The following is a 22207-nucleotide window of genomic DNA, read 5'->3' on the forward strand; positions in this document are numbered from 1 at the left end:
GTTCACTCCTCCCGCAGGGTGTAGCCGATGCCGCGCACCGTGTGGATGAGCGGGGTACGCCCGGCCTGGTCGACCTTGCGGCGCAGATAGCCGATGTAGACGGCGAGGTTCTTCGATCCGGGTCCGAAGTCGTAGCCCCAGATGCGAGAGTAGATCGTGGCATGGTCGAGGACGATCCCCGCGTTGCGGGCCAGCAGCTCCAGCAGGTCGAATTCGGTGCGGGTCAGCTCCAGCTCCGTACCGCCCCGCCACACCCTGCGCGCCGAGGGGTCGAGCCGCAGGTCGGCGACATCCAGGGTGGCGTCGTACGCGGCGTCCTTCGCGGCATCCTTCGTCGCAGGCGCCGCGGGCTCCGGTATGGGCGCGGCGCGGCGCAGCAGGGCGCGCAGCCGGGCGAAGACCTCGTCGACCTCGAAGGGCTTGGCCACGTAGTCGTCGGCGCCCGCGTCCAGCCCCTCGATCCGGTCGGCGGTCTCCACCCGCGCGGTGAGCATGAGGACCGGGGTGCGGTCGCCCTCGGCGCGCAGCACCCGGCACACCTGGATGCCGTCCACGCCCGGCATCATCACATCGAGCACGATCACATCGGGGTGCTCACGGTGGATGGCCGCCAGGGCCTCGACGCCGTCGGACACCGCGGTGACCCGGTATCCCTCCAGCGTCAGTGCGCGTTCCAGGGCATGGCGGATGGCACGGTCGTCCTCGGCGAGCAGCACGGTGTTGGTCACGGGACGAGTCTGCCAAGCCTCTCGGGAACGATCACCCGCATCCCCCGGGAGCTGCGGTTCTTACCCGGCTCTCACCGTATCCACGCGACCGGCTTACCGAGCCGGGACAGGGTACCCAGTACGTTCCGGGGGGATCGCGCCCCGGTGTTGCCACCGGCCGGAGAGACACCGCATGAAGATCGTATTCCTGCTGCACAACGCCTATGGGATCGGCGGAACGATACGCACCACGCTGAATCTCGCCACGGCGCTCGCCGAGCGCCACGAGGTGGAGATCGTCTCGATGATGCGCCACCGCGGGAAGGCGCGCTTCACCCTCGACCCGCGGGTGAAGCTGGTGCCGCTGGTCGACACCCGGCCGGGCGGCCTCGACGCGCGGGACCCGCTGTTCGCCGAGCCGACCCGGGACTTTCCGGTCCACGAGAAGCGGAACCACCAGTACAACCGGCTGATGGACGTGCGGGTCGCCCGGTATCTGGAGGGCTCCGACGCCGATGTGATCGTCGGCACCCGGCCGGGCATCAATGTCTACCTCGCCCGCTTCGGCCCGAGGAAGGCCCTGCGCATCGCGCAGGAGCATCTGCGGTACGAGGCGCACAGCAAGAAGCTGCGGGCCGAGCTGGCGCCGTTCTACCGCATGCTGGACGCCGTCGTGACCACGACGGAGGCGGACGCGGCGGTGTACCGGGCGAAGATGCCGCTGCCGGGGGCGCGGACCCTCGCGATACCCAACAGTGTCCCCGAACCGGAGGCCGAGCCCTCCGAGGGCACCGCGCCGGTGATCGCGGCGGCCGGGCGGCTGGTCCACGGCAAGCGCTTCGACCTGCTGATCGACGCCTTCGCGGAGGTCGTGCCGAAGCATCCGGACTGGCGGCTGCGGATCTACGGCGGCGGCGCCCGGAAGGACCGGCTCCAGGAGCGCGTCGAGGAGCTGGGGCTGACCGGGAGCGCCGAGCTGATGGGGCCGTATTCGCCGATCGAGGAGGAGTTCGCGAAGGCGTCGATCGTCGCGGTCGCCTCGGACGCGGAGTCGTTCGGGATGACGATCGTGGAGGCGATGCGCTGCGGGGTGCCGGTGGTGAGCACGGACTGCCCGCTCGGCCCCGCCGAGATCATCGAGGACGGGGTCACCGGACGGCTCGTACCCGTGGGCGACAAGCAGGCGATGGCGCAGGCGCTGCGGGATCTGATCGACGACGAGCCGGGCCGCCGCGCGATGGCCGCGGCGGCGCTGGAGCGCGCGCGGATGTACGACCCGGAGCCGATCGCGGAGCGCTACGAGCGGCTCTTCGAGGAGCTGGCGTCGAGCCGGTTCGCGCGCTCCTGGGAGCGCACCCGGGTCAAGCTGCGGGCCCGCTACCGCCGTACGGTGCGCCGCTGGAAGCGGGCCGTCCGCCGCCGTCTGCCCGCGGCGGGCGGGACGAGCGCGAAGGCCTGACGGCGATGGCGAGGCCGGGCGGCCTCGCCATCGGGCCTACCAGGTGGTCGGCGCGTAGTCCTTGAGGAAGCAGCCGAACAGGTCCTCGCCCTGCTCGCCGCGGACGATCGGGTCGTAGACCCGGGCCGCGCCGTCCACCAGGTCGAGCGGGGCGTGGAAGCCGTCGGCCGCGAGCCGCATCTTGTCCGGGTGCGGCCGCTCGTCGGTGATCCATCCGGTGTCGACGGCCGTCATGAGGATGGCGTCGGACTCGAACATCTCACGGGCGCTGGTGCGGGTGAGCATGTTGAGCGCGGCCTTGGCCATATTGGTGTGCGGATGGCCCGCGCCCTTGTAGCCGCGGCCGAACTTGCCCTCCATCGCGGAGACGTTGACCACGTACTTCCGCCGGGCGGGTGCGGCGGCCATCGCCGGGCGCAACCTGCTGACCAGGATGAAGGGCGCCGTCTCGTTGCACAGCTGCACCTCCAGCATCTCGACCGGGTCCACCTCGTGGACCCGCTGAATCCAGGTGTTGGTGGGGTCCAGGTCCGGGACGAGGCCGCCCGCGTCGATCGCGGTGCCCGCCTCGATCCGGGCGGGCGAGGCGGAGCCGCTGGTGAGGGCGAGGGCGGTGAGGTCGTGGGCGGTCAGCGCGCCGTCCCGCGCCGTGCGCGGCCCGGGCAGCGCCGTCTGGGAGCCGCTGCCGAAGGCGCCGAGGACGACGGCCTCGGGCAGCTCCCCGGCGGTCAGCGGCGCCGACTCACCCGCTATCAGCTCCGCGTAGGCCTGCGGGGTGCGGCGCACGGTCTGCGCGGCGTTGTTGATCAGGATGTCCAGCGGTCCGGCGGCGCTCACCTCGTCGGCCAGCGCGATGACCTGGGCGGGGTCGCGCAGATCGATGCCGACGATCTTCAGCCGGTGCAGCCACTCGGCGCTGTCCGGCATCGCCGTGAAGCGGCGGATGGCGTCGTTCGGGAAGCGGGTGGTGACGGTGGTGTGGGCGCCGTCACGCAGCAGCCGCAGGGCGATGTACATGCCGATCTTGGCGCGGCCGCCGGTGAGCAGCGCCCGGCGTCCGGTGAGGTCGGCGCGGGCGTCGCGGCGGGCCCGGTTCTCGGCGGCGCAGTCGCGGCAGAGCTGGTGGTAGAACGCATCGACCTCGACATACCGGGCCTTGCACACGTAGCAGGAGCGCGGGCGGTCCAGGATGCCCGCGATCTCGGTGCTGACCGAGCGCGTAAGGGCGCGGCCCAGCGTCTCGTCGTCGATGCGGTCGGCGGCGCCGGTGGCGGTGGCCTCGGTCACGGCCTTGTCGTTGGCGGTCTTGGCGGCCCGCCGCTCCGAGCGCCTGCGCTGCTTCACGGTCCGGTAGATCCCGGCGGTGGCCCGGCGCACCGTGATGGCGTCGGGGTGGTCCACGGGCAGCCGGTCCAGCTCCTCGAGGACGCTCAGGCAGGTCGCCAGGCGCTCGGGGTCGATGCCGGGCGCCTCGGCCTGCTCGGCCCGGCCTTCGTCTGTCACCGTCATCGCCGCTGCCGCTTTCTGGTTCTGTTTTCCCTGGGTAACGGCCGAACTGTACGGAAGCGGGGACGGTTGCGCCAAACCCGGGCGGTCTCACCCCCTCCCGTACCCGCGGTAGATGTAGCCCTCGGGCGGGGGTTCCGCGGCCGGAGCGGGACCGGTCAGCGAACGGATCAGGCCATGATCGGGCGAGAGGGCGCAGGCCGGGTCGGTGCGGGCGGCGTCCCCGGTGAGCGCGTACGCCTGGCAGCGGCAGCCGCCGAAGTCCTCGGCGCGGCGGGAGCAGCTACGACAGGGTTCGGCCATCCACTCCTGGCCGCGGTAGCGGTTGAAGGCGGCGGAGTGGTCCCAGATCCACTCCAGCGCGTGGTCGCGGACGTTCGGCGGGTCGAGGCCGGGCAGGGCGGCCGCGGCGGGGCAGGGCAGGACGGTGCCGTCGGGCGCGACGGTGAGCGAGACCGCGCCCCAGCCGCCCATGCAGGGCTTGGCGACGCCCTCGAAGTAGTCCGGGAGGACCCACACCAGCTCGGTGCGGCGCCCGAGCTTCTCGCGCCATCGCGCGACGCTCTCCCGGGCCCGGGCGAGCTGGTCGCGGGTGGGCAGCAGGGCGGCGCGGTTGCGCAGGGCCCAGCCGTAGAACTGGGTGTTGGCGAGTTCGACGCGGTCGGCGCCCCAGGAGACGGCCAGTTCGATGAGGGCGTCGAGCGCGTCGAGGTTGTCGCGGTGCAGGACGACGTTGACGCCCAGCGGCAGCCCCGCCTCCCGCACCAGGGCGGCGGCCCGCTCCTTGGCGGCGAACGAGCGGTGTCCGGCGATCCGGTCGGAGGCCCCGGGGTCGGCGTGCTGGACGGAGAGCTGGACGCTGTGCAGCCCGGCCCCGGTCAGCGCCGTCAGCCGGGCCCCGTCAAGGCCCACGCCGCTGGTGACGAGCTGGGTGTAGAGCCCGGCGGACGCGGCGGAGGCGACGATCGGCTCCAGGTCCCGGCGCAGCAGCGGCTCGCCGCCGGACAGATGGGTGTGGACGACGCCCAGTTCGGCCGCCTGGCGCAGCACCCGGTCCCACTCCTGGCAGGTCAGTTCGCGGGAGCGGCGCACGAGTTGGAGGGGGTTGGAGCAGTAGGGGCAGTGCAGCGGGCAGCCGTGGGTCAGCTCGGCGAGCAGCGCCCAGGGGCGGGGGTGGGCGGTCGCCGCATCCGGTGGCTGGGCGGGCGCGGTATCCGGTGGCTGGGCGATCGCCGCATCCGGTTGCTCGGCCGTCACCGTAGCCAGCCCTCCTCGTGCATCCGGTCCAGGAACGCCGGGACTTCGGTGTCCACGGGGGCGCCGGGGAAGCGCTCGGCGAGTTCGGCCACGATGGTGCCCAGGTCGCGGTCGCCGTCGCACAGCCGCAGGACGGCTCCCGCGGTGCCGCGCAGGACCACGACGCGCTCGGGCAGCACCAGCAGATCCACTTCCCGCACCCGGTCGTGGCGCAGCCGCACGGCGGGCGCCAGGACCGGCCGCCAGGCTGCCGGAGCCGTCATGTCCCCTCCCCCGCGCTGTCCTTGGTGTCGGCGTGTTCCACCGCGTCCAGCAGGGACCACAGCACATCGCATTTGAAGGTCAGCGCCGCAACGGCCCGTTCCTCGTCCTCGGGGGTGCGGGCCCAGGTCAGGACGAGGTCGAGGGCTTCGGCGCTGTCCCGGCCGCCCTGGCTCACCCGGTCCCGGAAGTAGCGGAGCCCGGTGCGCTCGATCCACGGGTAGTGGCGTTCGAACGCCTCGATGCGGGTGCGCATGATGCCGGGGGCGGACAGTTCGGTCAGCGAGGCGGCGACGGCGTCCAGCGGGGTGCCCAGGCGGCAGAAGTTGACGTAGCCGTCGACCGCGAGCCGTACCCCCGGCAGCACTTCGGCACCGGTCAGCAGCCGTTCCCGGCCAATACCGGCGGCCTCGCCGAGCCGCAGCCATCGCTCGATGCCGCCCTCGCCGTCGGCCGCGCCGTCGTGGTCCTGGATGCGGCGCAGCCACATCCGGCGCAGCGCCGGGGTGTCCAGCTTGGCGGTGATGAGCGCGTCCTTGACGGGGATGTGGCGCTGGTAGTGGAAGCGGTTGAGAATCCAGCGGCGTAATTCGGCGGGGGTGAGTTCGCCCGCGTGCATGCGGAGGTTGAAGGGGTGCCGGTCGTGGTAGCGCTCCTGGGCGACCGCGCGCAGCCGCTCTTCGAGGCTCGGGGTCATCACTCGCTCACCTTCCCGTCGGCTCCGGGTGGGCGTGTGCCCCGGGGCAGCCGGGGCACACGCGGTTCCACTGGGGTGCGCCGCCGCGTCGTTCGTCAGCGGGCGTTCAGAAAGTAGGCGGTGACCTCCAGCGCGGTCTCGACGACCACGTAGTCGGGGGTCTGCCAGGCGGTCTGTTCCGGCGCGGGCGGGGTCCGGTCCGCCGTGGTGGGGGTCTGCCGCACGGTCTCGTTCATGGTGTTGACCTGCCTTCCGGTTTCCGATGGGTGTGCCGGTCAGTGGGCGTCAGGGGGTGGTTCTGACGCGCAGCGCCTCGCCGTCGGTGGTGGTGCTGTGCCGGACCACGGGGCCGCTGACCCCGCTGAAGCCCACGTCGTACGGGCTGGCGGCACCGCGCTGGGCGGTGACCCGGTCCAGGGTGATGGCCGCTCCGTCGTCCGCGATGAACGCGGGCCGGTCGTCGCCCGTGTCGGTCCGGACGGTGCTGTCGGTGAAGGTGATGTCCTTGGCGTGCCGTATCCACCAGCCGTAGGAGGGGCGCACACCATACGTCTTGGGGACGTAGTCGTCGAGGTATTCGCCGGGGACGAGGTCCGCGTCGGAGGCGGGGTGGCCGCCGGGGACGGTCAGCCGCACCCGGTGGAAGGTGATGTCCTCGACGTCCGCGCCGGGCGCTCCGGTGATGGTGCTGGTGTAGTCGACGCCGGTCACCGGGTGGGTCAGCCCGGTGCCGGTGACATTGTCGAAGGCGATGTCGTGGATGCGTCCGGCGGGCGGGGCGCCGGGGCAGCGCTTACGGTCGCCGATCTTGACGAAGACGGGGGTGGCGCCCTTGGTCATGGTGATGTCCGAGTAGCGGACGTCGCTGATGTCGGCGCCGTCCATGGAGACGATGCCGATGGCCGCCTTGCCCCCGCCGCCGACGCGGAGCCGGTCGAAGCGGATGTCGCGGAAGTCGCCGCAGGTCTCCGAGCCGAACTGGAGGGCGTTGTTCTCGGTGGACAGCACATCGGAGTCATGGACCCGGATGTCATGGCTGGTGTAGGTCCGGCCCAGCGCGTAGTCGCTCTTGAGGACGACGCCGTCGTCCCGGCCCTCGATGCGGGAGTGGCCGATGTCGACATGGCGGCTGTTGATGAGGTTGACGGCGTCCCGGTCGGTGCTGGTGAGCACCTTGGTGCGGGTCATCCGTACCCCGTCGCAGCCGTTGAGCAGCAGCGCGAAGTGGCCGCCACGGGTGAAGGTGACGTCCTTGATGTCGAGGTCGGCGCAGCGCTTGAGGGAGAGGATCTTGTCGCCGACGCCCGGCTCCAGGGTGTTGCTGGTACCCAGGCCCTCGCCGTCGAGGGTGCCGGAGCCGGTGATGGCGAGGCGGTGAATGTTCTCGCCGGTCAGCAGCGCGTTGCGGAAGTGGCTGTGGCCGAAGTCCTGGTAGGCGTCCCAGGGGTTGGGCTCGGCCTCGTCCATGCCGCCGGGGGCGGCGAGCAGCGTGGCGCCCTTGGCGAGGTGGAGGGTGAGGTCGCTCTTGAGGTGGATCGTGCGGGACTTGTAGGTCCCGGGCGGGAACAGCACGGTGCCGCGGCCGGGACCGGCGGCGGCCGCGTCGATGGCCCGGTCGATGGCGTCGTCGTCCAGGGTCGTGCCGTCGCCCGTGGCCCCGAAGTCGCGCACGTCGTACGTACGGTGGGCGGTGCCGGGCTGTGCGGTGGCGGGTTGAGCGGTGGCGGTCGGGGGAGGCGCGGCGAGCAGACAGGCTCCGGCCGCCGTGATGGCGGCGAACCGTAAGCGCCTCGATCGCGTCATGACTTGCCCTTCGGGTAGCCGGAGCCGATGCGCACCTCGTCGATCAGCAGCTTCTGATAGCGCTTGGTGTCGGTGGCCGCGGCCCAGGTGCTGTTGACGGTGAGCCGGACGTAGCGCGTGGTGGCCGCGGGGAGGTCGATGAACCGCACCCCGCGGGCGCTGGGCAGGGTTCCGGCCGCGACCGGGCTGCCCCAAGTGGTGCCGTCGTCGGATGTCTGCACCTGGTAGTCGCGGATGCGGGCGGACTGTTCGGTGTCGGACCGGGTGTAGGAGACCGACCACTCCCGCTGGTTGACGGCCAGATACCGCACGCTTCTGGCCGAGCGCAGATCGAAGGTGACCGTGACGGGCAGCTTGGTGTTGTTGTCCCAGTAGGTCTGCGGATCGCCGTCCAGGACGGCGGAGGCCGGATGACCGCTCGCCGAGGCCCCGGCGCTCGCGGTCATGGAGTCTGCCGGAATCAGCCCCTGCCTGCCGTCGGTCCGGACGCTCAGGACGGTGTCGTACGGGTCCCAGCCGGTGATGCCGGAAATGGTGAGCTTCCCCCCGCCCTGGCTGAAGGCCAGCTTCTTCCCGGTGCGGAAGTCGGTGACGCCGGAGGCCCGGTAGCCGTTGTCCCGCACGGTCAGCGTGGAGCCGGACGGCCTGGTCAGGACGTGGACGTAGTGCTGGTCGGGGTCGGTCTTGCTGACCGTGGTCACCCCATGCGCGCCGTCGTTCCAGGAGCCGGGCTGGAGCCCGCCGTACGCGTAGCCACCGCCCTCGGTGCCGTTCAGCGAGCCCCAGATGGCGTCGAGGTAGGTCTTCGCGACGTTGTTGAAGGCTTCCTGTTTGCTGGGGAACTCCCCGTTCACCTGGGCTGTTTCGGCCATGAGCGACTTCACGGAGGAGCCGGAGTTGCTGATCAGCCGACCCAGGGTGAGCCCATGGTCCACCGCCGAGTCGGTGCCGCTGTACCACCAGGCGCCGCTGCCGGGCAGCTTGAAGCAGGCCTCGGTGAGCCGCGGCTGCGGGGTCCAGATGGCCTGGGGGTAGTCGTACGCCGGGGTCATGCCGGTCTTCTGCTCATTGCTGACCGTGTCCATGATCGGCGTGTCTTCGTTGTTGTTGCTCAGCAGCCAGGCCGGGCGGTCGGCGCGGATCTTCTCGTAGAGGCCGTGGTCGAGCCAGTAGTCGTTGTCGTTGTCGATCCAGAAACCCGATAACTTCGGATACTTCTTCATCACTTCGAGAAAGTTGTCGTACGAGTACTGACCGAACCCGTCGCGCGTGGTCAGGTCGACGTCACTGCCCTTGTAGGCGGAGTACGCCGCCGAGTCGAGCCATTCATGGCCGCCCTCGTCGTGCCACTGCGGATCGTCGGTCATGTAGAGCATGACCTTCAGGCCCTGCTTGCCCGCCGCGTCGACCAGCTCGCCCAGGAAGTCCCGCCGGGTGGAGCAGCTGCCCGGGATGGCGGAGGGCCAGGCGCGCGCGTATCCCAGCCTGCTGTGGAAGGAGGCGAGGACGAGGTACTTGGCGTGCAGCTTCTTGGCCTCGTTCACCCAGTAGTCGGCGCTCCAGCCGCCGTCGGTCACCGCCTTCTCCCAGGCGGCGCAGCTGGTGTAGCCGGGCGAGGTACGCATGCCCCAGTGCAGGAAAAGACCCGCCTGGGAGTCGCGCAGCCACTGCTGCCGGGGGTTGACCACCTCGGCCCGGGCGGTCGCCGGACCGGTCAGGGTGAGCGCCCCGATGGCCAGCAGGACGGCGGCCAGCCAGGCGCCTGAACGACGGCGCGGTCTGCGGCCCATGGGCGACTCCTCCTCGGGTCGTACGGTCGTGTGCCGTTCAGTTGCAGAGTCACCACCTGTCGGTGTCCGGTCAAGAAGCATGCAGTCAAAATCCTCCGATCTCTCGTGGAGGCCACACGGTGCACGATTCAGTGAAACAAGCGGAATGCGCAGGTAGTTGAGGGATTCCGGCAGCGAGATCCCGGAGTGGCCACCTTCCTGGTCCACACCATTCCTTGACTCATGAAGGCACACCTCCTACCTTCACAGTTCCCCGATGTGAACAAGGATCAGACAGGAGAATCCTTGATGGAGCGCCCACCGCTCTTACCGCGCACCGCCCTCACCCTCGCGGCCACCGCCGCGCTGATCGCTCCGGCCGCGGTCGCGTACGGCACCGAGCGCTCCCCGCAGGCGCCCGCCGCGTCCTGGAGCCTCAAGTGGAATCCGGCGTCGGGAGCCAGCGTCGCCAGCGCCTTCGAGGGCGCCGAGGACGACCGCGCCGACTCCCACCCCGGCACCACCCACATCTACCCCTACCAGGGCGGCTTCCGGACGGATATGCACTACCCCAAGGACGTCGACACCAGCACCGACCGCCAGCGCAACGAGGTCAGGGGCATGAAGCAGGACGGCTCCGCCGTCAAGATCCTGAAGAACGAGACCTGGCGCATCCAGTACCAGATGTACGTACCGGACACGCTGGACGCCACCACGGGCTTCACCCACATCATGCAGATCAAGGTCGGCGACGTGGCCGCCCCGCTGTTCACCATGTCGCTGCACCAGCACGGCGACGGCCCGAAGGTCGAGATGCGGACCTCGGACGACGACGACAACCTGACCGAGGCCGGGGCCGCGGACATGGCGCCGCTCCAGGGCGCCTGGAGCGATGTGTCGGTCGAGGTCAAGGCGGCCGACTCGGGCGCGTACGCCGACTGGTCGGTGACCACCGGCGGAAAGAAGGTCGCCGCGTACAAGCGCACCGGCCTGGACCTGTGGCGCGGCAAGAACTATCTGCGGCCCAAGTGGGGCATCTACCGGAGCCTGAACAGCGACGGCCTCCAGACCACGTACCTGCTCACCCGCAACTTCACGGCGTACAAGCTCCAGTAGGAGGAGACGCGATGAAGAGCTGTCGGAACACCCTGGTGGCCGCGGCCGCCACCACCGCGCTCACCGCCGGGCTGCTGCTCGCCCAGACGGGCGCGGGCAACGCCGCACCGGCGGCGGCCGATTCGGCCCCCTCTGCCATCAAGACCGTCTCGTCCGGCTGGTCGATCCCCTGGGGGCTGAGCTGGCTGCCGGACGGCTCGGCGCTGATCACCGAGCGGGACTCGTTCAAACTGTTCAAGCTCACCCAGTCGGGCACCAAAACCCAGGTGGGCACGGTGCCCAACGTGGTGACCACCAGCGGCGAGGGCGGGCTGATGGGCCTCGCGGTCTCCCCGAACTGGAACACCGATCACTTCGTCTACGTCATGCACACCGCGTCGGACGGCAACCGGATCGCCCGCATGACCTACGACGGTTCCTCGCTGACCGGCTACAAGGCGATCGTCACCGGCATCAAGAAGAACAAGTATCACAACGGCGGACGCCTCAAGTTCGGCCCGGACGGCTATCTGTACGCCACCACCGGGGAGGCGCAGACGCCCGACCTCGCGCAGGACAAGAACTCGCTCAACGGCAAGATCCTGCGGATGACCACCGACGGCAAGCCCGCCCCCGGCAACCCGTTCGGCACCCTCGTCTACTCCCTGGGCCACCGCAACCCGCAGGGCCTCACCTGGGACCCGCAGGGGCGGCTGTGGGAGGCGGAGCTGGGCAACAGCACGTACGACGAGCTCAACCTCATCGAAGCGGGCAAGAACTACGGCTGGCCCACCTGCGAGGGCAGCTGCTCCACCTCCGGGATGACCAGCCCCAAGCGCCAGTGGTCCGTCGGCGAGGCATCGCCCAGCGGGGTCACCTACGCCGACGGCGCGCTCTACATGGCGGCGCTGCGGGGCGAGCGGCTGTGGCGCGTCCCGGTCGACGGGACGAGCGCGGGCACCCCGAAGGCGTACTACACCAGCTCGTACGGGCGGCTGCGCACGGTCGAGACGGTGCCCGGCAAGAACACGCTGTGGCTGTCGACGACGAACGCCGACAACAACGGCGGGGAGGCCGACGGCGCGGACAAGGTCTTCCAGGTCGAACTCAAATAGCGCGTGCGCGGCGGGTGGGTGCGGCCGCGCTCCGCGGAGCGCGGCCGCACCCGCGCGTCAGTACGCGAGCCGCTCGTTCATCAGCAGGAAGGCGCCCAGCCCGTGCAGGTCGTTCGTGTTGCGCTTGCGGCCGAGGTAGTAAGCCAGATTGCCGACGTTGGTGCCCTCGCTGATGTCGGCGATGCTGGTCAGCCCGTCCGCACCGACCGTCACCTTGTCCAGGACGCCCCGGTAGCCCCGGCGCGCCGCCGCCGCGTAGCCGCCACCGCCGATCCAGCCGTGCTCCAGGGCGGCGCGCAGCATCAGGGTGTACATGCTGGAGGCCGAGGTCTCCGTCCAGTTGCCCGGATCGCTCGCCTGGTCGACGACCTGGAACCAGCGGCCGGTCGCCCGGTCCTGGTAGCGCTGGAACCCCTTGGCCAAGTGCCGTACGTTGCCGATGAGTTCGGCGCGGCGCGGATGGCGGGCGGGCAGCATCTCCAGCACCTCGATGTGCGTCATCGCGGTCCAGCCGATGGCGCGGGCCCAGAAGTGGGCGGAGGTGCCGGTGGTGGCGTCCGGCTTCCAGGGGGCGTCGCCGTCCGCGTCATAGGCGTGGTAGATCAGCCCGTTCGACGCCTTGAGGTGGCGGAAGTAGACCGAGAGGTTCCGGGTGACCTCGTCGTACGCGTAACTCCTGTCCCCGTAGGCGATGCCGTACCGCAGCAGGAACGGCTGGGCCATGAAGACGCCGTCGCCCCACAGCTCGTTGGTCTTGCCGGTGGCGTGCCACATGCCGCCGTCCGCGGTGCGCGGATAGTCGGCGAAGCGGGCGCGGATCTGGTCGGCGGCCGTCCGGTAGCGGGCGTCACCGGTCTCCCGGTGGAGCATCAGCAGCAGATTTCCGGACTGCATGGCGTCGAGGTTGTCGAAGGTGCGGCTCATATGGCCGTCGGCGTCCACGAAGTTGTCCACCCAGCGCTTGATGTACGCCAGGTACGAGGGCTCGCCCACCCGCTGGTAGACGCGGTACGCGCCCAGCAGGAACAGCCCTTGGGTGTAGCCCCAGCCGCCGAGCGTCTTGGGGTCCGGGTGGCGGGCGATGGTGGAGTCCACCACCGCCCGCGACAAGTCCGTCCGGGCTGCCGCGTGGGCCGCCCCGGTTCCCGGCAGCAGAAGGCCGCCGCCGATGCCTAACGCGCTCGCGAGTACGGTCCTGCGTCTGATCATGGGGAGTTCCCTCTTTTCAGGTCAGGATGCCATGTACACGCCAAGGATAGCGCCGAGCGCGTCGTACCGGGGCGAAAGCGGAGGAAAGGGCCGGATCTGCATCCCCCGTCAGCAGTCCGGCCACCAGCCGCCCGGTGGCGGGGGCGAGCATCAGCCCGAGCATGTTGTGGCCGGTCGCCAGCAGCACCCGGGAGTGGCCGGGCACCGGGCCGATCAGCGGCAGCCCGTCGGGGGTCATCGGACGCGGGCCCACCCACTCCTCCTGGAGGTCGTCCCAGTCGGCATGGCGCAGATACGGGCGCGCGGCCGCGACGATGGCCTCGACGCGCCGCCGCCGGAACCGGTCGGGGTCGCGCTCGAACTCCATCGTCCCGGCGACCCGGACCCGCTTGCCCATGGGGGTGAGCACCACCTTGGCCGCGCCGAGGTGGACCAGCCGGGACGGCGGGGGCTCGGCCGCCACCGAGAAGCTGTAGCCCTTGCCCGCCACCAGGTCGACGTCCACGCCGAGTCCGCGGACCAGTTCGCGGGACCAGATGCCCGCGGCGACGACCACCGCGTCGCTCCGGTACGTCCCCGCCGAGGTCCGCACCTCGGCGCGTCCGGCCCGGTCCGTGACGGCGGACACCCGGGCGCCCTCGACCAGTTCGACGCCCTGGCGGCGCAGCCGTTCGGCGAGCCGGTCCACGAAGAGCCCGGGGTCCAGCGACCACTGGTCGTCAACCACGAACCCCGCCCCGGCGCCCCCGGTGAGCGCGGGCTCGGTGTCCGCGAAGGCGTCCCCCGTGAGCAGCCCGCCGGCGGCGATCGGCGCGCCCAGCCGGCGGAAGGCGGTGAGCGCCTGGGCGGCGTAGTCGCGGGACGGAAAGGCGAACAGGAACCCGTCCTTGTGCGCCTCCCCGTCCACGCCGAGCGCCTCCAGCTCCTCGAAGAGCCCGAAGGTGCCCTTGGCGAGCGCGCCGAGCGCGCTCGCCCCGCGGCCGTGGTGGCGCGCGGTGGCCCGCAGTCCGAAGCGGACGAGGAAGCGCAGCAGTTCGGCGCTGGTCGACGGATGGACGGCCAGGGCGCTGTCCGGGCGGTGCAGCCCGCGCAGCGCGCTGCCGATGACGCCGGGGGCGGCGAGCGGTTCCACCAGGTCGGGGCAGACCTCCCCGGCGTTGCCGCGGGAGGCGCCGCTGCCCAGCCGGTCACGTTCCAGGACGGTGACCCGCAGCCCGGCGGCGCCGAGGTAGTGGGCGCACATCAGGCCGATGACTCCGCCGCCGACGATCGTGACCGAGGAGGGCGAGGTGCCGGGGGCGGTCATGAGGTCTCCTTCACCGTGGGCCGCGGGGCGTTCGGGGCGTTGTCGCGGCGGAGGCGGGAGCGGCCGCGCAGGTCGCCGTCGCGGTCGGCCGCGCTGGCGTCGGCGAGGGTCAGCCCGCTGGTCTCCGGCGCGAGGACGTACGACGCGGCCCAGCCGATGGCGCAGATGACCGCGCCCAGGAGCATCGCCAGCCGGGTGCTGTGGGCCAGGACGACGGGCGCTCCCCAGGTGCCGATGGCGGCGCCGACCCGGCTGATGCCGGTGGCGAAGCCGTTGGCGGTGGCGCGCACCCCGGTCGGGAACAGCTCGGAGGGGTAGATGGCCTGCAGGCACTGGCTGGAGAAGCACACCACGCCGAAGGCCGCGAAGAGGACGACCACGACGGCCGGTGCGGGGTGGGCGAAGGCGGCGAGGCAGAGCAGGGGAATGGCGGAGAGGCCGAAGCTCCACAGCAGCAGGGTGCGCCGCCCCTTGTTGACCACCAGGATGCCGGACAGCGAGCCGAGCACGAAGAAGATCTGCACCACGACCGCGCCGAGGTAGGAGTCGTTGCCGTCGGCCAGTCCGAAGGAGGCCAGGATGGTGGGTTCGTAGGTGGTGATGGCGTAGATGGGCAGGAGCTGACAGGCCCAGAAGACGCTGATGAAGACGGTCCTGCGCAGATAGGCGCCGCGGAAGATGTCGCCGTAGCGGGTGCGCGAGGCGGTGTCCGCCTCCAGGTCGGCCAGGTCCGCGTCCGGGCCCAGCATCTGCTTCAGCACGGCCCGGGCCTCGTCGGTGCGCCCCTTGCTGAGCAGCCAGCGCGGGGACTCGGGGGTGCCGAAGCGCAGCAGGAGGATGAGCGCGGCCGGGAGGGCGCTGCTCGCGAGCATCCAGCGCCAGTCGTCATGGCCGGAGGACAGCATCGCCCAGCCGACGACGTACGCTACGGCGGCGCCGACCGACCACATCGTCACCATGATGACCAGCAGCGGGCCCCGGGAGTTGCGGGGTGCGAACTCGGAGGCGATGGTGCCCGCGATGGCGAAGTCCGCGCCGATGGCGATGCCCATGAGGAAGCGCAGCACGGTGAGCTGCCATGGGTCGGTGACGAAGAACTGGGCCGCGGACAGCACGATGAACGCGGCGATGTCGAAGAGATAGACCTTCTGCCGCCCGACCCGGTCGGTGACATAGCCGAAGATCAGGCCGCCGGCGAACATGCCGACCAGGGAGGCGGAGCCGATGACTCCGGCGTCGAAGGAGTTGAGGTGGTAGTCGGCGGTGAGGAGCGGGAGCGCGACGCCGATGATGCTGAGGATGTAGCCGTCGCAGAACTCGCCGCCGCCCGCGTAGAGCGTGATGAGCCAGTGGGTGCGGGTGGGACGGGACTTTTCGAGTGATGCTGTGCTCATAGGCCGTCTCCGGAGGTGGTGCTCCTGGGGAGGAGGAGGACGGATGGCCGGGCGGTCGCGAGGCGCCCGGTGCTGATGTCGGAAGACGGTAGGCAGCGCGGAGCGTACGGTCATCGTAGGAGTCGCACGAACCGGCCCACAGTGTTACGGGGTCGCTTGTACGATCCGCCCATGGACCCTCTGAGCGGCCACCCCGTCCTGACCCCGCAGCTGGCTCAGGAGATCGCCCATGACATCGGCCGGATCACCGGCTTCAATGTGCTGATCACCGACCCCGGGGCGGTCGTCATCGGCTGCGGCGACCTCTCGCGCGTCGGCACCGTCCACGAGGCGTCGCTGGAAGTGGTGCGCACCGGGCGGCCCGCCACCCACACCGCCGGGCAGGCGAGCCGGATGCGCGGGGTGCGGCACGGGACGAGCCTGCCGATCACGGTCGGGGAGGAGGTCATCGGCACGGTCTGTCTGACCGGGGAGCCCGCGGAGGTGGACCGCTTCGGCCTGGTGGTGCGGCGGCAGGCCGAGATCCTGCTGGAGGAGGCGGCGCTGCTGCGCTCGCGCATGCTCCACGAGCGGGCGGTCGACGACTTCGTACGGGACGTCGCGCTCTACGACCCCGAGGTGGTCGACGCCGGGGCGGTGGACGCCCGGGCGGTGGAACTGGGCCTGGCCCCCGGCGCGGCCCGGGCCGCGCTGCTGCTGGAGGTGCGCACGGCCGGTGAGGGCGCGGGGGTGTCCCGGATCACGGTGCTGCGGACCGTACGGGAGGTGTTCCGGGACCGGCAGGACGTGGCGGGCGAGCAGGCGGCCGGGCGGTACGTCGTGCTGGCCGCCGCGCACGGCGAGCGCGCGGCCCCGGGGCGGCTTGCCGATGCCTGCGGACAGCTGCTGTCGCTGCTGCGCGAACGCCATGGCCTGGACGGGCGGATGGCCGTCGGTGAGCCCGGCAAGGGCACGACCGGGATGCACCACTCCTACCGGGACGCGGCCACCGCGCTGCGCATCGGACCGGCCGTTTTCCCGGGCGAACGCGTTTTCACCGCCTGTGACCTGCGGATACCGCATCTACTGGGGTCCGTTCCGCACCATGGGCGGGCGCGGTTCGCCGATGCCGTGCTGGGGGATCTGCGCGGGCAGCCGGACTGGCCGACGCTGCGGGAGACGCTGATCGGCTGGGCGGAGGGCGGTTTCCATCTGGTGCGGGCGGCGGAGCGGCTGCACATCCACCGGAACACGCTCCTGTACCGGCTGGAGAAGATCGGGAACCTGTCGGGGAAGCGGGTGCGGGAGCCCGTCCAGGCCATCGAGATGTATCTCGCCTGCCTGACCGACGTCCTCGCGGAGAACACCGGCCCGGCGAGGGAGCGCCGAGAAGACCCGACAGGCCAGAGGGTAAGGTAAGCCTGACCTAAGCCCCTGGAGTCGTTCGTGCGCACCAACCGTCTGTTTCCCCTGCTCGCCGCCGCCCTGGCCGCGACCGTCCTCACCGGCTGCGGCCCCGCGGAGTCCGCGGACTCCTCGTCGGCGTCCACCCAGCGGCCGGGCACTCGGCAGACGGACGGCGCCTTCCCCCGGACCGTCGCCCACGCGCTCGGCAGCACACCGGTCAAGGCGAAGCCGAAGCGCGTCGCGGTCATCAGCACCGGGCAGCTCGACGATCTGCTCACCCTCGGGCTCGTGCCCGCCGCCACCACCCGCGCCGACAACGCCGGTCTGGTCCCGGACTATCTGCGCGACGCCTTCCCCGGCAAGGCGAAGGCGCTCGCGGCGATGACGGACATCGGCACCCGCAACTCCCCCGCCATGGAGAAGCTCGCGGCCGCCAAGCCCGATCTGATCCTCGTCAACAGCACCCAGGGCGACCTCTACCCGACCCTGTCGGCCATCGCCCCGACCGTCGTCACCAAGGGCCGCGGGGCCAACTGGAAGAAGGACCTGCTGACCGTCGCGGACGCGGTCGGCGAGCGCGACCGGGCGCGGACGATCATCGGCCGCTTCGAGAAGGACGCCGCACGGCAGGGCGGGAAGCTCGGCGGGAAGGACACCAAGCTGTCCATGGTGCGGTTCAACCCGGACCGGGTCCGGATGTTCGGCGCGAAGTCCTTCACCGGCACCATCGCCGACGACATGGGGCTCGGCCGCCCGAAGTCGCAAGAGTTCGACGACATCTCCCAGGATCTGAGCGGTGAGCGCATCCCCGAGATGGACGGCGACTGGATCTTCTACTCCATCCAGGGACGGCCCGGGAAGACGGACGCGGGCGCCTATCTCTCCAACCCGCTGTGGAAGAAGCTCGGCGCGGTGCGCGCCGGACACGCCGTCACGGTGGACGACGACCCCTGGTACCTCAACGCCGGGCCGACCGCCGCGCGTGTCGTCCTGCACGACATCACCGAGCACCTGGGCCGCTGACGTTCACGGCGGTTCGCACGACGTTTCGTGACGGTTTACGCGGCGGATTTCGCGATGGTTATGGGCAAGGCATATCCCACCGTCACGCCCCGTATGCGATCGGGACAATCTGTCACCATAATGCCCTCCGCAGGCAATAGTCTCGGCGTACAGGCCGCGGCGGAGGAGGTAGTCCATGGGGACGGGCGATCGCGAACAGGCACAGGCACGGGCGCGGCAGGAAGCCGACCGGCTCACCGCGCAGGGCATCCATGGCATCGCGCTGACCTGGGTGGACAACGCGGGACTCACCCGGGTCAAGTCCGTGCCCACCGGGCGGCTCGCCCATAGCGCCAGGCGTGGCGTCGGCATGTCCCCCGTCTTCGACGTATACCTCGTGGACGACTCCATGACGACGAGCCCTCATATCGGCGGGCCCGACGGCGATCTGCGGCTCTTCCCCGATCTCGACCGGCTCACCGCGCTGGCCGCCCAGCCCGGCTGGGCCTGGGCACCGGCCGACCGCTACGCCCAGTCCGGTGTGGAACACCCCACCTGCCAGCGGCTGTTCGCCCGCCGGATGGCCGGGCGGGCACACGGGCGGGGGATCGCGCTGCGCATGGGGTTCGAGACGGAGTGGGTCGTCACCACGGGCGGCGCGGGTGGCGCGGGCGGCATGGGTGGCGCCGACGACACGTACGGCAGCGGCGGCCCGGGCAGCACGCGCGACACCCGCGACACCGGCGGCCCCGGCGCGTCGCGCTCCGCACGCGACACGCCCGGCCCCGGCCCGCACTACGCCGGTGCGGGCCCGGCCTACGGCATGGCGCGCCTGGTCGGCCTCTCCGGCTACCTCGCCGACGTACTCGACACGCTGCACACCCAGGGCGTGGAGGTGCTGCAGCTGCACCCGGAGTACGCGGCCGGGCAGTTCGAGGTGTCCGTGGCGCCCGCGGACCCGGTGGGCGCCGCCGATCTGGCCGTCCTCGTCCGCGAGACGATTCGCGGGGTGTCGGCACGGCACGGGCTGACCCCGCTGTTCGGCCCGGTGGCCGAGGCGGGCACGGTCGGCAACGGCGGCCATCTGCACCTGAGTCTGTGGCAGGGCGAGCGCAATCTGTGCCGGGACGGGGACGGACCGCACGGCATGACCGCGACCAGCGAGGCGTTCCTCGCCGGAGTGCTGCGCGCGCTGCCCGCGCTGCTCGCCATCGGCGCCCCCTCCCCCGCGAGCTATCTGCGGCTCGAACCCTCCCGCTGGGCCGGGGCGTACCAGTGCTGGGGGCTGGAGAACCGCGAGGCCGCGCTGCGCTTCATCGCCGGTGCCCCGGACGACCCGGGCGCGGCCAACGCCGAGGTCAAGTGTTTCGATCCGGCGGCCAACCCCTATCTGGTGACGGGCGCGGTCATCGCCGCCGGACTCGCCGGGCTCGACGCCGGGCTCACCCTGCCGCCGCCGGTCTCCGGCGATCCGGCGGAAACGGGCCGGGAGGGGCGGCTGCCCACCTCGCTGCTCGCCGCGCTGGAGCACTTCGAGGACTCGGCGGTGCTGCGCGAGGCGCTGGGCGATCCGCTCTTCGAATCCATCGCCGCCGTACGCCGCGCCGAGGCGGCGCTGTTCGAGAAGGCCACCCCGCAGGAGATCGCGGCCGCGACCCGGGGACGGTACTGAACGATGCACTCCGCCGAGGAGACGGCGCCGACCGTGCCGTCTCTGCCGCCGCTGGTGGACCACCACTGTCATGGGGTGGCCCGCCGCGAACTGGACCCCGCCGCGTTCGAGGCGCTCCTGACCGAGTCCGACGCGCCCGCCGCGCTCGGCACCACCTTCTTCGACAGCCAGCTGGGCTTCGCGCTGCGCCGCTGGTGCCCGCCCCTGCTCGATCTGGAGCCGCACTGCCCGCCCGCCCGCTATCTCGCCCGGCGGCGGGAGCTGGGGGTGCGGGAGGTCAACCGGCGGCTGCTGACCGCCGCCGGGATCACCGACTTCCTCGTCGACACCGGCCTCCCCGGCGACCTCACCACCCCCGACGAGCTGGCCGCGGCGGCCGGTGGCACCGCGCACGAGGTCGTCCGGCTGGAACACCTCGCGGAGCGGACCGCCGACACCTCGCGCAGCGCCGACGACTTCCTCACCGGGCTCGCCGACGGAATCCGGGAGGCCGCCCGTACCGCCGCGGGCTTCAAATCGGTGGCCGCCTACCGCTACGGCCTCCACTTCGACCCCGAGCCACCGGCCCCCGCCGCCGTGCACACCGCGGCCGAGCGCTGGCTCGCCCACCGCGCCGAGGACGGCCCGCCCGCCGCCCGGGTGACCGACCCCGTACTGCTGCGCCATCTGCTGTGGTCCGCGGCCCACACCGGGCTGCCGCTCCAACTGCACACCGGCTTCGGCGATCCGGATCTGCGGCTGGACCGCTGCGATCCGCTCGCGCTCACCGACTTCATCCGCGCGGTACGTCCCACCGGCTGCTCGCTGATCCTGCTGCACGGCTATCCGTACCACCGCGGCGCGGCCTACCTCGCCGCCGTCTTCCCACATGTCTACGCCGACGTCGGCCTGTCCCTGACCCACACCGGGGCGCGGGCCGGGGCGGTGCTCGCCGAGATGCTGGAGCTGGCCCCGTTCGGCAAGGTGCTCTTCTCCACCGACGCCTACGGGCTGCCCGAGCTGTATGTGGTGGGCGCGCGGCTGTTCCGGGAGGCGCTGACCGGGCTGCTGGCCCGCTGGGTGCGCGAGGGCGCGTGGTCGAGCGGCGACGCGGCGCGAGTGGCGGCGCTCCTCGGCGCGGACAACGCGCGCCGAGTGTACGGGCTCGGCAGCACGATCACCCGTGATCATTAGCCTTGACCGCAGAATCCCCGGTTCGTGGGGCGCTGGGCCGCGGTTTTCGCCACGATGGTGGGATGGACGAAGAGCACTTCCTGGAGCGGGCCAAGCAGTTCGCGCTCCACCTGGCCGAGCTTCAGTCACGCCTCGACCCCGCGTCGTACGATCTGCTGCTGCGCATCCTGCACGGCATCAACGACGCCATCGTGGGCCGCTCCTCGGGCTCCACCGGTATAGACGTACCGTTCACCGTGCACGACCGCGACCTGTTCACCCCCGCTCTCGGGCGGGAGCTGGCCAAGCTGACCAGTCTGCTGGGGCCGCACGGGCTGCAGTTGGTCGTCGAGTTCGGCAACCAGCGGGAGCACGACCGGCGCGAGGTCGAGGCGATAGCCCGGGTCAGCGGCATGGCTCCCGGCGGCCTGGCTCCCGGGGACGCGTGATGGCTTACCGGCGGGTACGGTTCGGCGTGGACGACGGTGCGTGCCGACGGCGGCGCGCCTCCCCGTCCCCGTCACGTCGGCGTCGTCGGAGGAGAACGCATGCGGATCAGCGGCACCACCGTCCTGCTCACCGGAGCGACCGGGGGCATAGGGCAGACCCTCGCCCGGGCCCTCGCCGCCAAGGGCGCCAAGCTGCTGCTCACCGGGCGCCGCGAGGAGGTGCTGCGGCCGCTGGCCGAGCGGCTGGGCGCCCGTCCGCTGGTGGCCGACCTGGCCGACCGGTCCGATCTGGAGCGGCTCGTCGAGGAGGCGGAGGCGGCGGACACCCGCATCCTCATCGCCAACGCCGCGCTGCCCTCCAGCGGTGACGTCCTCGGCTACGACACCGAGCACCTGGACCGCGCCCTCGACGTCAATCTGCGCGCCCCGCTGCTGCTGTCCCGGCTGATGGCACCGCGGATGGTGGCCGCCGGGTCCGGTCAGCTGGTGATGATCGGCTCGCTGTCGGGCCGTACCGCCTCCCCCGGCGCCGCGCTCTACAACGCGGCCAAATTCGGGCTGCGCGGGTTCGCGCTCGGTCTGCGGCAGGACCTGCACGGCACGGGCGTCGGGGTCACGCTGGTGCAGCCCGGGTTCGTCGGCGACGCCGGGATGTTCGCCGACTCCGGCGCCGTCACGCCCCCCGGAGTACGTACGATCACCACCCGCCGGGTGGCGGCCGCCACCCTCCGCGCGATCGAACGGAACCGGGGCGAGGTGAACGTGGCCCCGCTGGAGCTGCGCTTCGGCAGCGCCCTCGGCGGCCTCTTCCCCACCCTCGCCGAACGCGCCCAGCGTCAGGCGGGCGCCGGGCAGACCTCCCGCCAACTCGCCGACGGACAGCGCGACAAGCGCTGAGCACGCCGCCGCGCAGGGCCGTCGCGGGGCCGTGGCCCGGGGCCGTGGTGTAGGTTCGGGCGACCCCACCG

Annotated in this window: 20 protein-coding genes; 9 read left to right on the top strand and 11 right to left on the bottom strand. The window is 71.6% G+C overall.

The features are described from left to right. Positions 1–2: 2 nt before the first annotated feature. The gene (locus ABZ370_RS10100) at positions 3–728 is read right to left on the bottom strand and encodes a response regulator transcription factor (protein WP_358618747.1); all 726 of its coding nucleotides are present in this window, start codon (positions 726–728) and stop codon (positions 3–5) included. A 172-nt stretch (positions 729–900) separates the two neighbouring features. On the opposite strand from ABZ370_RS10100, the gene ABZ370_RS10105 reads away from it, so the two are divergent. After that, complete coding sequence (locus tag ABZ370_RS10105; protein ID WP_358618749.1) at positions 901–2166, top strand: glycosyltransferase family 4 protein; 1266 nt, start codon at positions 901–903, stop codon at positions 2164–2166. A gap of 36 nt (positions 2167–2202) precedes the next feature. Here ABZ370_RS10105 and ABZ370_RS10110 read toward each other — a convergent pair whose 3' ends face one another. The 7 genes from ABZ370_RS10110 to ABZ370_RS10140 form a co-directional block, all read right to left on the bottom strand. After that, positions 2203–3675: an SDR family NAD(P)-dependent oxidoreductase gene (locus ABZ370_RS10110; RefSeq protein ID WP_358618750.1), complete on the bottom strand. Its 1473-nt coding sequence runs from the start codon at positions 3673–3675 to the stop codon at positions 2203–2205. A gap of 87 nt (positions 3676–3762) precedes the next feature. After that, entirely contained in the window at positions 3763–4902 is a 1140-nt protein-coding gene (pqqE, locus tag ABZ370_RS10115; protein ID WP_358618806.1) for a pyrroloquinoline quinone biosynthesis protein PqqE, read from the bottom strand. Positions 4903–4925: 23 nt separating this feature from the next. Beyond that, positions 4926–5192 carry a pyrroloquinoline quinone biosynthesis peptide chaperone PqqD gene (gene pqqD / locus ABZ370_RS10120; RefSeq protein WP_358618752.1) on the bottom strand — a complete coding sequence of 89 codons (267 nt, stop codon included), beginning with the start codon at positions 5190–5192 and terminating at the stop codon, positions 4926–4928. Then, the gene (gene pqqC / locus ABZ370_RS10125) at positions 5189–5887 is read right to left on the bottom strand and encodes a pyrroloquinoline-quinone synthase PqqC (RefSeq protein ID WP_358618754.1); all 699 of its coding nucleotides are present in this window, start codon (positions 5885–5887) and stop codon (positions 5189–5191) included. The genes pqqD and pqqC overlap by 4 nt, the downstream gene beginning before the upstream one ends. A 95-nt stretch (positions 5888–5982) precedes the next feature. Continuing rightward, positions 5983–6123 (bottom strand): pyrroloquinoline quinone precursor peptide PqqA, encoded by a 141-nt coding sequence (gene pqqA / locus ABZ370_RS10130; RefSeq protein WP_358618756.1) that lies wholly within the window; start codon positions 6121–6123, stop codon positions 5983–5985. Between the two features lie 49 nt (positions 6124–6172). Continuing rightward, the gene (locus ABZ370_RS10135) at positions 6173–7690 is read right to left on the bottom strand and encodes a glycosyl hydrolase family 28 protein (RefSeq protein WP_358618758.1); all 1518 of its coding nucleotides are present in this window, start codon (positions 7688–7690) and stop codon (positions 6173–6175) included. Continuing rightward, positions 7687–9480 (bottom strand): alpha-L-fucosidase, encoded by a 1794-nt coding sequence (locus ABZ370_RS10140; RefSeq protein WP_358618759.1) that lies wholly within the window; start codon positions 9478–9480, stop codon positions 7687–7689. The genes ABZ370_RS10135 and ABZ370_RS10140 overlap by 4 nt, the downstream gene beginning before the upstream one ends. 288 nt (positions 9481–9768) lie before the next feature. Between ABZ370_RS10140 and ABZ370_RS10145 the strand changes: the two genes are divergently transcribed. Both ABZ370_RS10145 and ABZ370_RS10150 read left to right on the top strand, forming a co-directional pair. Next, the gene (locus ABZ370_RS10145; protein ID WP_358618760.1) at positions 9769–10575 is read left to right on the top strand and encodes a hypothetical protein; all 807 of its coding nucleotides are present in this window, start codon (positions 9769–9771) and stop codon (positions 10573–10575) included. Between the two features lie 11 nt (positions 10576–10586). Beyond that, positions 10587–11669 carry a PQQ-dependent sugar dehydrogenase gene (locus tag ABZ370_RS10150; protein WP_358618761.1) on the top strand — a complete coding sequence of 361 codons (1083 nt, stop codon included), beginning with the start codon at positions 10587–10589 and terminating at the stop codon, positions 11667–11669. Between the two features lie 57 nt (positions 11670–11726). On the opposite strand, the gene ABZ370_RS10155 is transcribed toward ABZ370_RS10150, so the two are convergent. From ABZ370_RS10155 to ABZ370_RS10165, 3 genes are read right to left on the bottom strand one after another with little or no spacing between them, the layout of a single operon-like run. Beyond that, positions 11727–12878 (bottom strand): glycoside hydrolase family 88 protein, encoded by a 1152-nt coding sequence (locus tag ABZ370_RS10155; RefSeq protein ID WP_358618762.1) that lies wholly within the window; start codon positions 12876–12878, stop codon positions 11727–11729. 16 nt (positions 12879–12894) lie between these two features. After that, positions 12895–14184, bottom strand: a complete 1290-nt coding sequence (locus ABZ370_RS10160) for an FAD-dependent oxidoreductase (RefSeq protein WP_358618763.1) — start codon at positions 14182–14184, stop codon at positions 12895–12897. Continuing rightward, a complete protein-coding gene (locus tag ABZ370_RS10165; RefSeq protein ID WP_358618764.1) occupies positions 14181–15578 on the bottom strand; it encodes an MFS transporter in 1398 nt (465 codons plus the stop codon). The genes ABZ370_RS10160 and ABZ370_RS10165 overlap by 4 nt, the downstream gene beginning before the upstream one ends. Positions 15579–15749: 171 nt before the next feature. Here ABZ370_RS10165 and ABZ370_RS10170 point away from each other — a divergent pair, with 171 nt between their 5' ends. From ABZ370_RS10170 to ABZ370_RS10195, 6 genes are all read left to right on the top strand, one after another. Next, positions 15750–16976, top strand: coding sequence for a sugar diacid recognition domain-containing protein (locus ABZ370_RS10170; protein ID WP_358618765.1), 1227 nt, complete (start codon positions 15750–15752; stop codon positions 16974–16976). A gap of 27 nt (positions 16977–17003) precedes the next feature. After that, complete coding sequence (locus ABZ370_RS10175; protein ID WP_358618766.1) at positions 17004–17987, top strand: iron-siderophore ABC transporter substrate-binding protein; 984 nt, start codon at positions 17004–17006, stop codon at positions 17985–17987. Between the two features lie 175 nt (positions 17988–18162). Further along, on the top strand, positions 18163–19638 hold the full coding sequence (locus ABZ370_RS10180) for a glutamine synthetase family protein (protein WP_358618767.1): 1476 nt from the start codon (positions 18163–18165) through the stop codon (positions 19636–19638). Between the two features lie 3 nt (positions 19639–19641). Beyond that, positions 19642–20811, top strand: coding sequence for an amidohydrolase family protein (locus ABZ370_RS10185; RefSeq protein WP_358618769.1), 1170 nt, complete (start codon positions 19642–19644; stop codon positions 20809–20811). Between the two features lie 62 nt (positions 20812–20873). Next, on the top strand, positions 20874–21239 hold the full coding sequence (locus tag ABZ370_RS10190; protein WP_358618771.1) for a hypothetical protein: 366 nt from the start codon (positions 20874–20876) through the stop codon (positions 21237–21239). 99 nt (positions 21240–21338) lie between these two features. Beyond that, positions 21339–22136 (top strand): SDR family NAD(P)-dependent oxidoreductase, encoded by a 798-nt coding sequence (locus ABZ370_RS10195; RefSeq protein ID WP_358618773.1) that lies wholly within the window; start codon positions 21339–21341, stop codon positions 22134–22136. The last annotated feature ends 71 nt before the right edge of the window (positions 22137–22207 follow it).

This window comes from Streptomyces sp. NPDC005962 (genome assembly GCF_040629205.1).
Taxonomy (GTDB): domain Bacteria; phylum Actinomycetota; class Actinomycetes; order Streptomycetales; family Streptomycetaceae; genus Streptomyces.

Bases quoted from the DNA above. Each gene is read 5' to 3' on its own strand.
- ABZ370_RS10105 (WP_358618749.1), top strand. From the start codon at position 901: ATGAAGATCGTATTCCTGCTGCACAACGCCTATGGGATCGGCGGAACG.
- ABZ370_RS10110 (WP_358618750.1), bottom strand. From the start codon at position 3,675: ATGACGGTGACAGACGAAGGCCGGGCCGAGCAGGCCGAGGCGCCCGGC.
- pqqD (WP_358618752.1), bottom strand. From the start codon at position 5,192: ATGACGGCTCCGGCAGCCTGGCGGCCGGTCCTGGCGCCCGCCGTGCGG.
- pqqC (WP_358618754.1), bottom strand. From the start codon at position 5,887: ATGACCCCGAGCCTCGAAGAGCGGCTGCGCGCGGTCGCCCAGGAGCGC.
- pqqA (WP_358618756.1), bottom strand. From the start codon at position 6,123: ATGAACGAGACCGTGCGGCAGACCCCCACCACGGCGGACCGGACCCCG.
- ABZ370_RS10135 (WP_358618758.1), bottom strand. From the start codon at position 7,690: ATGACGCGATCGAGGCGCTTACGGTTCGCCGCCATCACGGCGGCCGGA.
- ABZ370_RS10140 (WP_358618759.1), bottom strand. From the start codon at position 9,480: ATGGGCCGCAGACCGCGCCGTCGTTCAGGCGCCTGGCTGGCCGCCGTC.
- ABZ370_RS10145 (WP_358618760.1), top strand. From the start codon at position 9,769: ATGGAGCGCCCACCGCTCTTACCGCGCACCGCCCTCACCCTCGCGGCC.
- ABZ370_RS10150 (WP_358618761.1), top strand. From the start codon at position 10,587: ATGAAGAGCTGTCGGAACACCCTGGTGGCCGCGGCCGCCACCACCGCG.
- ABZ370_RS10155 (WP_358618762.1), bottom strand. From the start codon at position 12,878: ATGATCAGACGCAGGACCGTACTCGCGAGCGCGTTAGGCATCGGCGGC.
- ABZ370_RS10160 (WP_358618763.1), bottom strand. From the start codon at position 14,184: ATGACCGCCCCCGGCACCTCGCCCTCCTCGGTCACGATCGTCGGCGGC.
- ABZ370_RS10165 (WP_358618764.1), bottom strand. From the start codon at position 15,578: ATGAGCACAGCATCACTCGAAAAGTCCCGTCCCACCCGCACCCACTGG.
- ABZ370_RS10170 (WP_358618765.1), top strand. From the start codon at position 15,750: ATGGACCCTCTGAGCGGCCACCCCGTCCTGACCCCGCAGCTGGCTCAG.
- ABZ370_RS10180 (WP_358618767.1), top strand. From the start codon at position 18,163: ATGGGGACGGGCGATCGCGAACAGGCACAGGCACGGGCGCGGCAGGAA.
- ABZ370_RS10185 (WP_358618769.1), top strand. From the start codon at position 19,642: ATGCACTCCGCCGAGGAGACGGCGCCGACCGTGCCGTCTCTGCCGCCG.
- ABZ370_RS10190 (WP_358618771.1), top strand. From the start codon at position 20,874: ATGGACGAAGAGCACTTCCTGGAGCGGGCCAAGCAGTTCGCGCTCCAC.
- ABZ370_RS10195 (WP_358618773.1), top strand. From the start codon at position 21,339: ATGCGGATCAGCGGCACCACCGTCCTGCTCACCGGAGCGACCGGGGGC.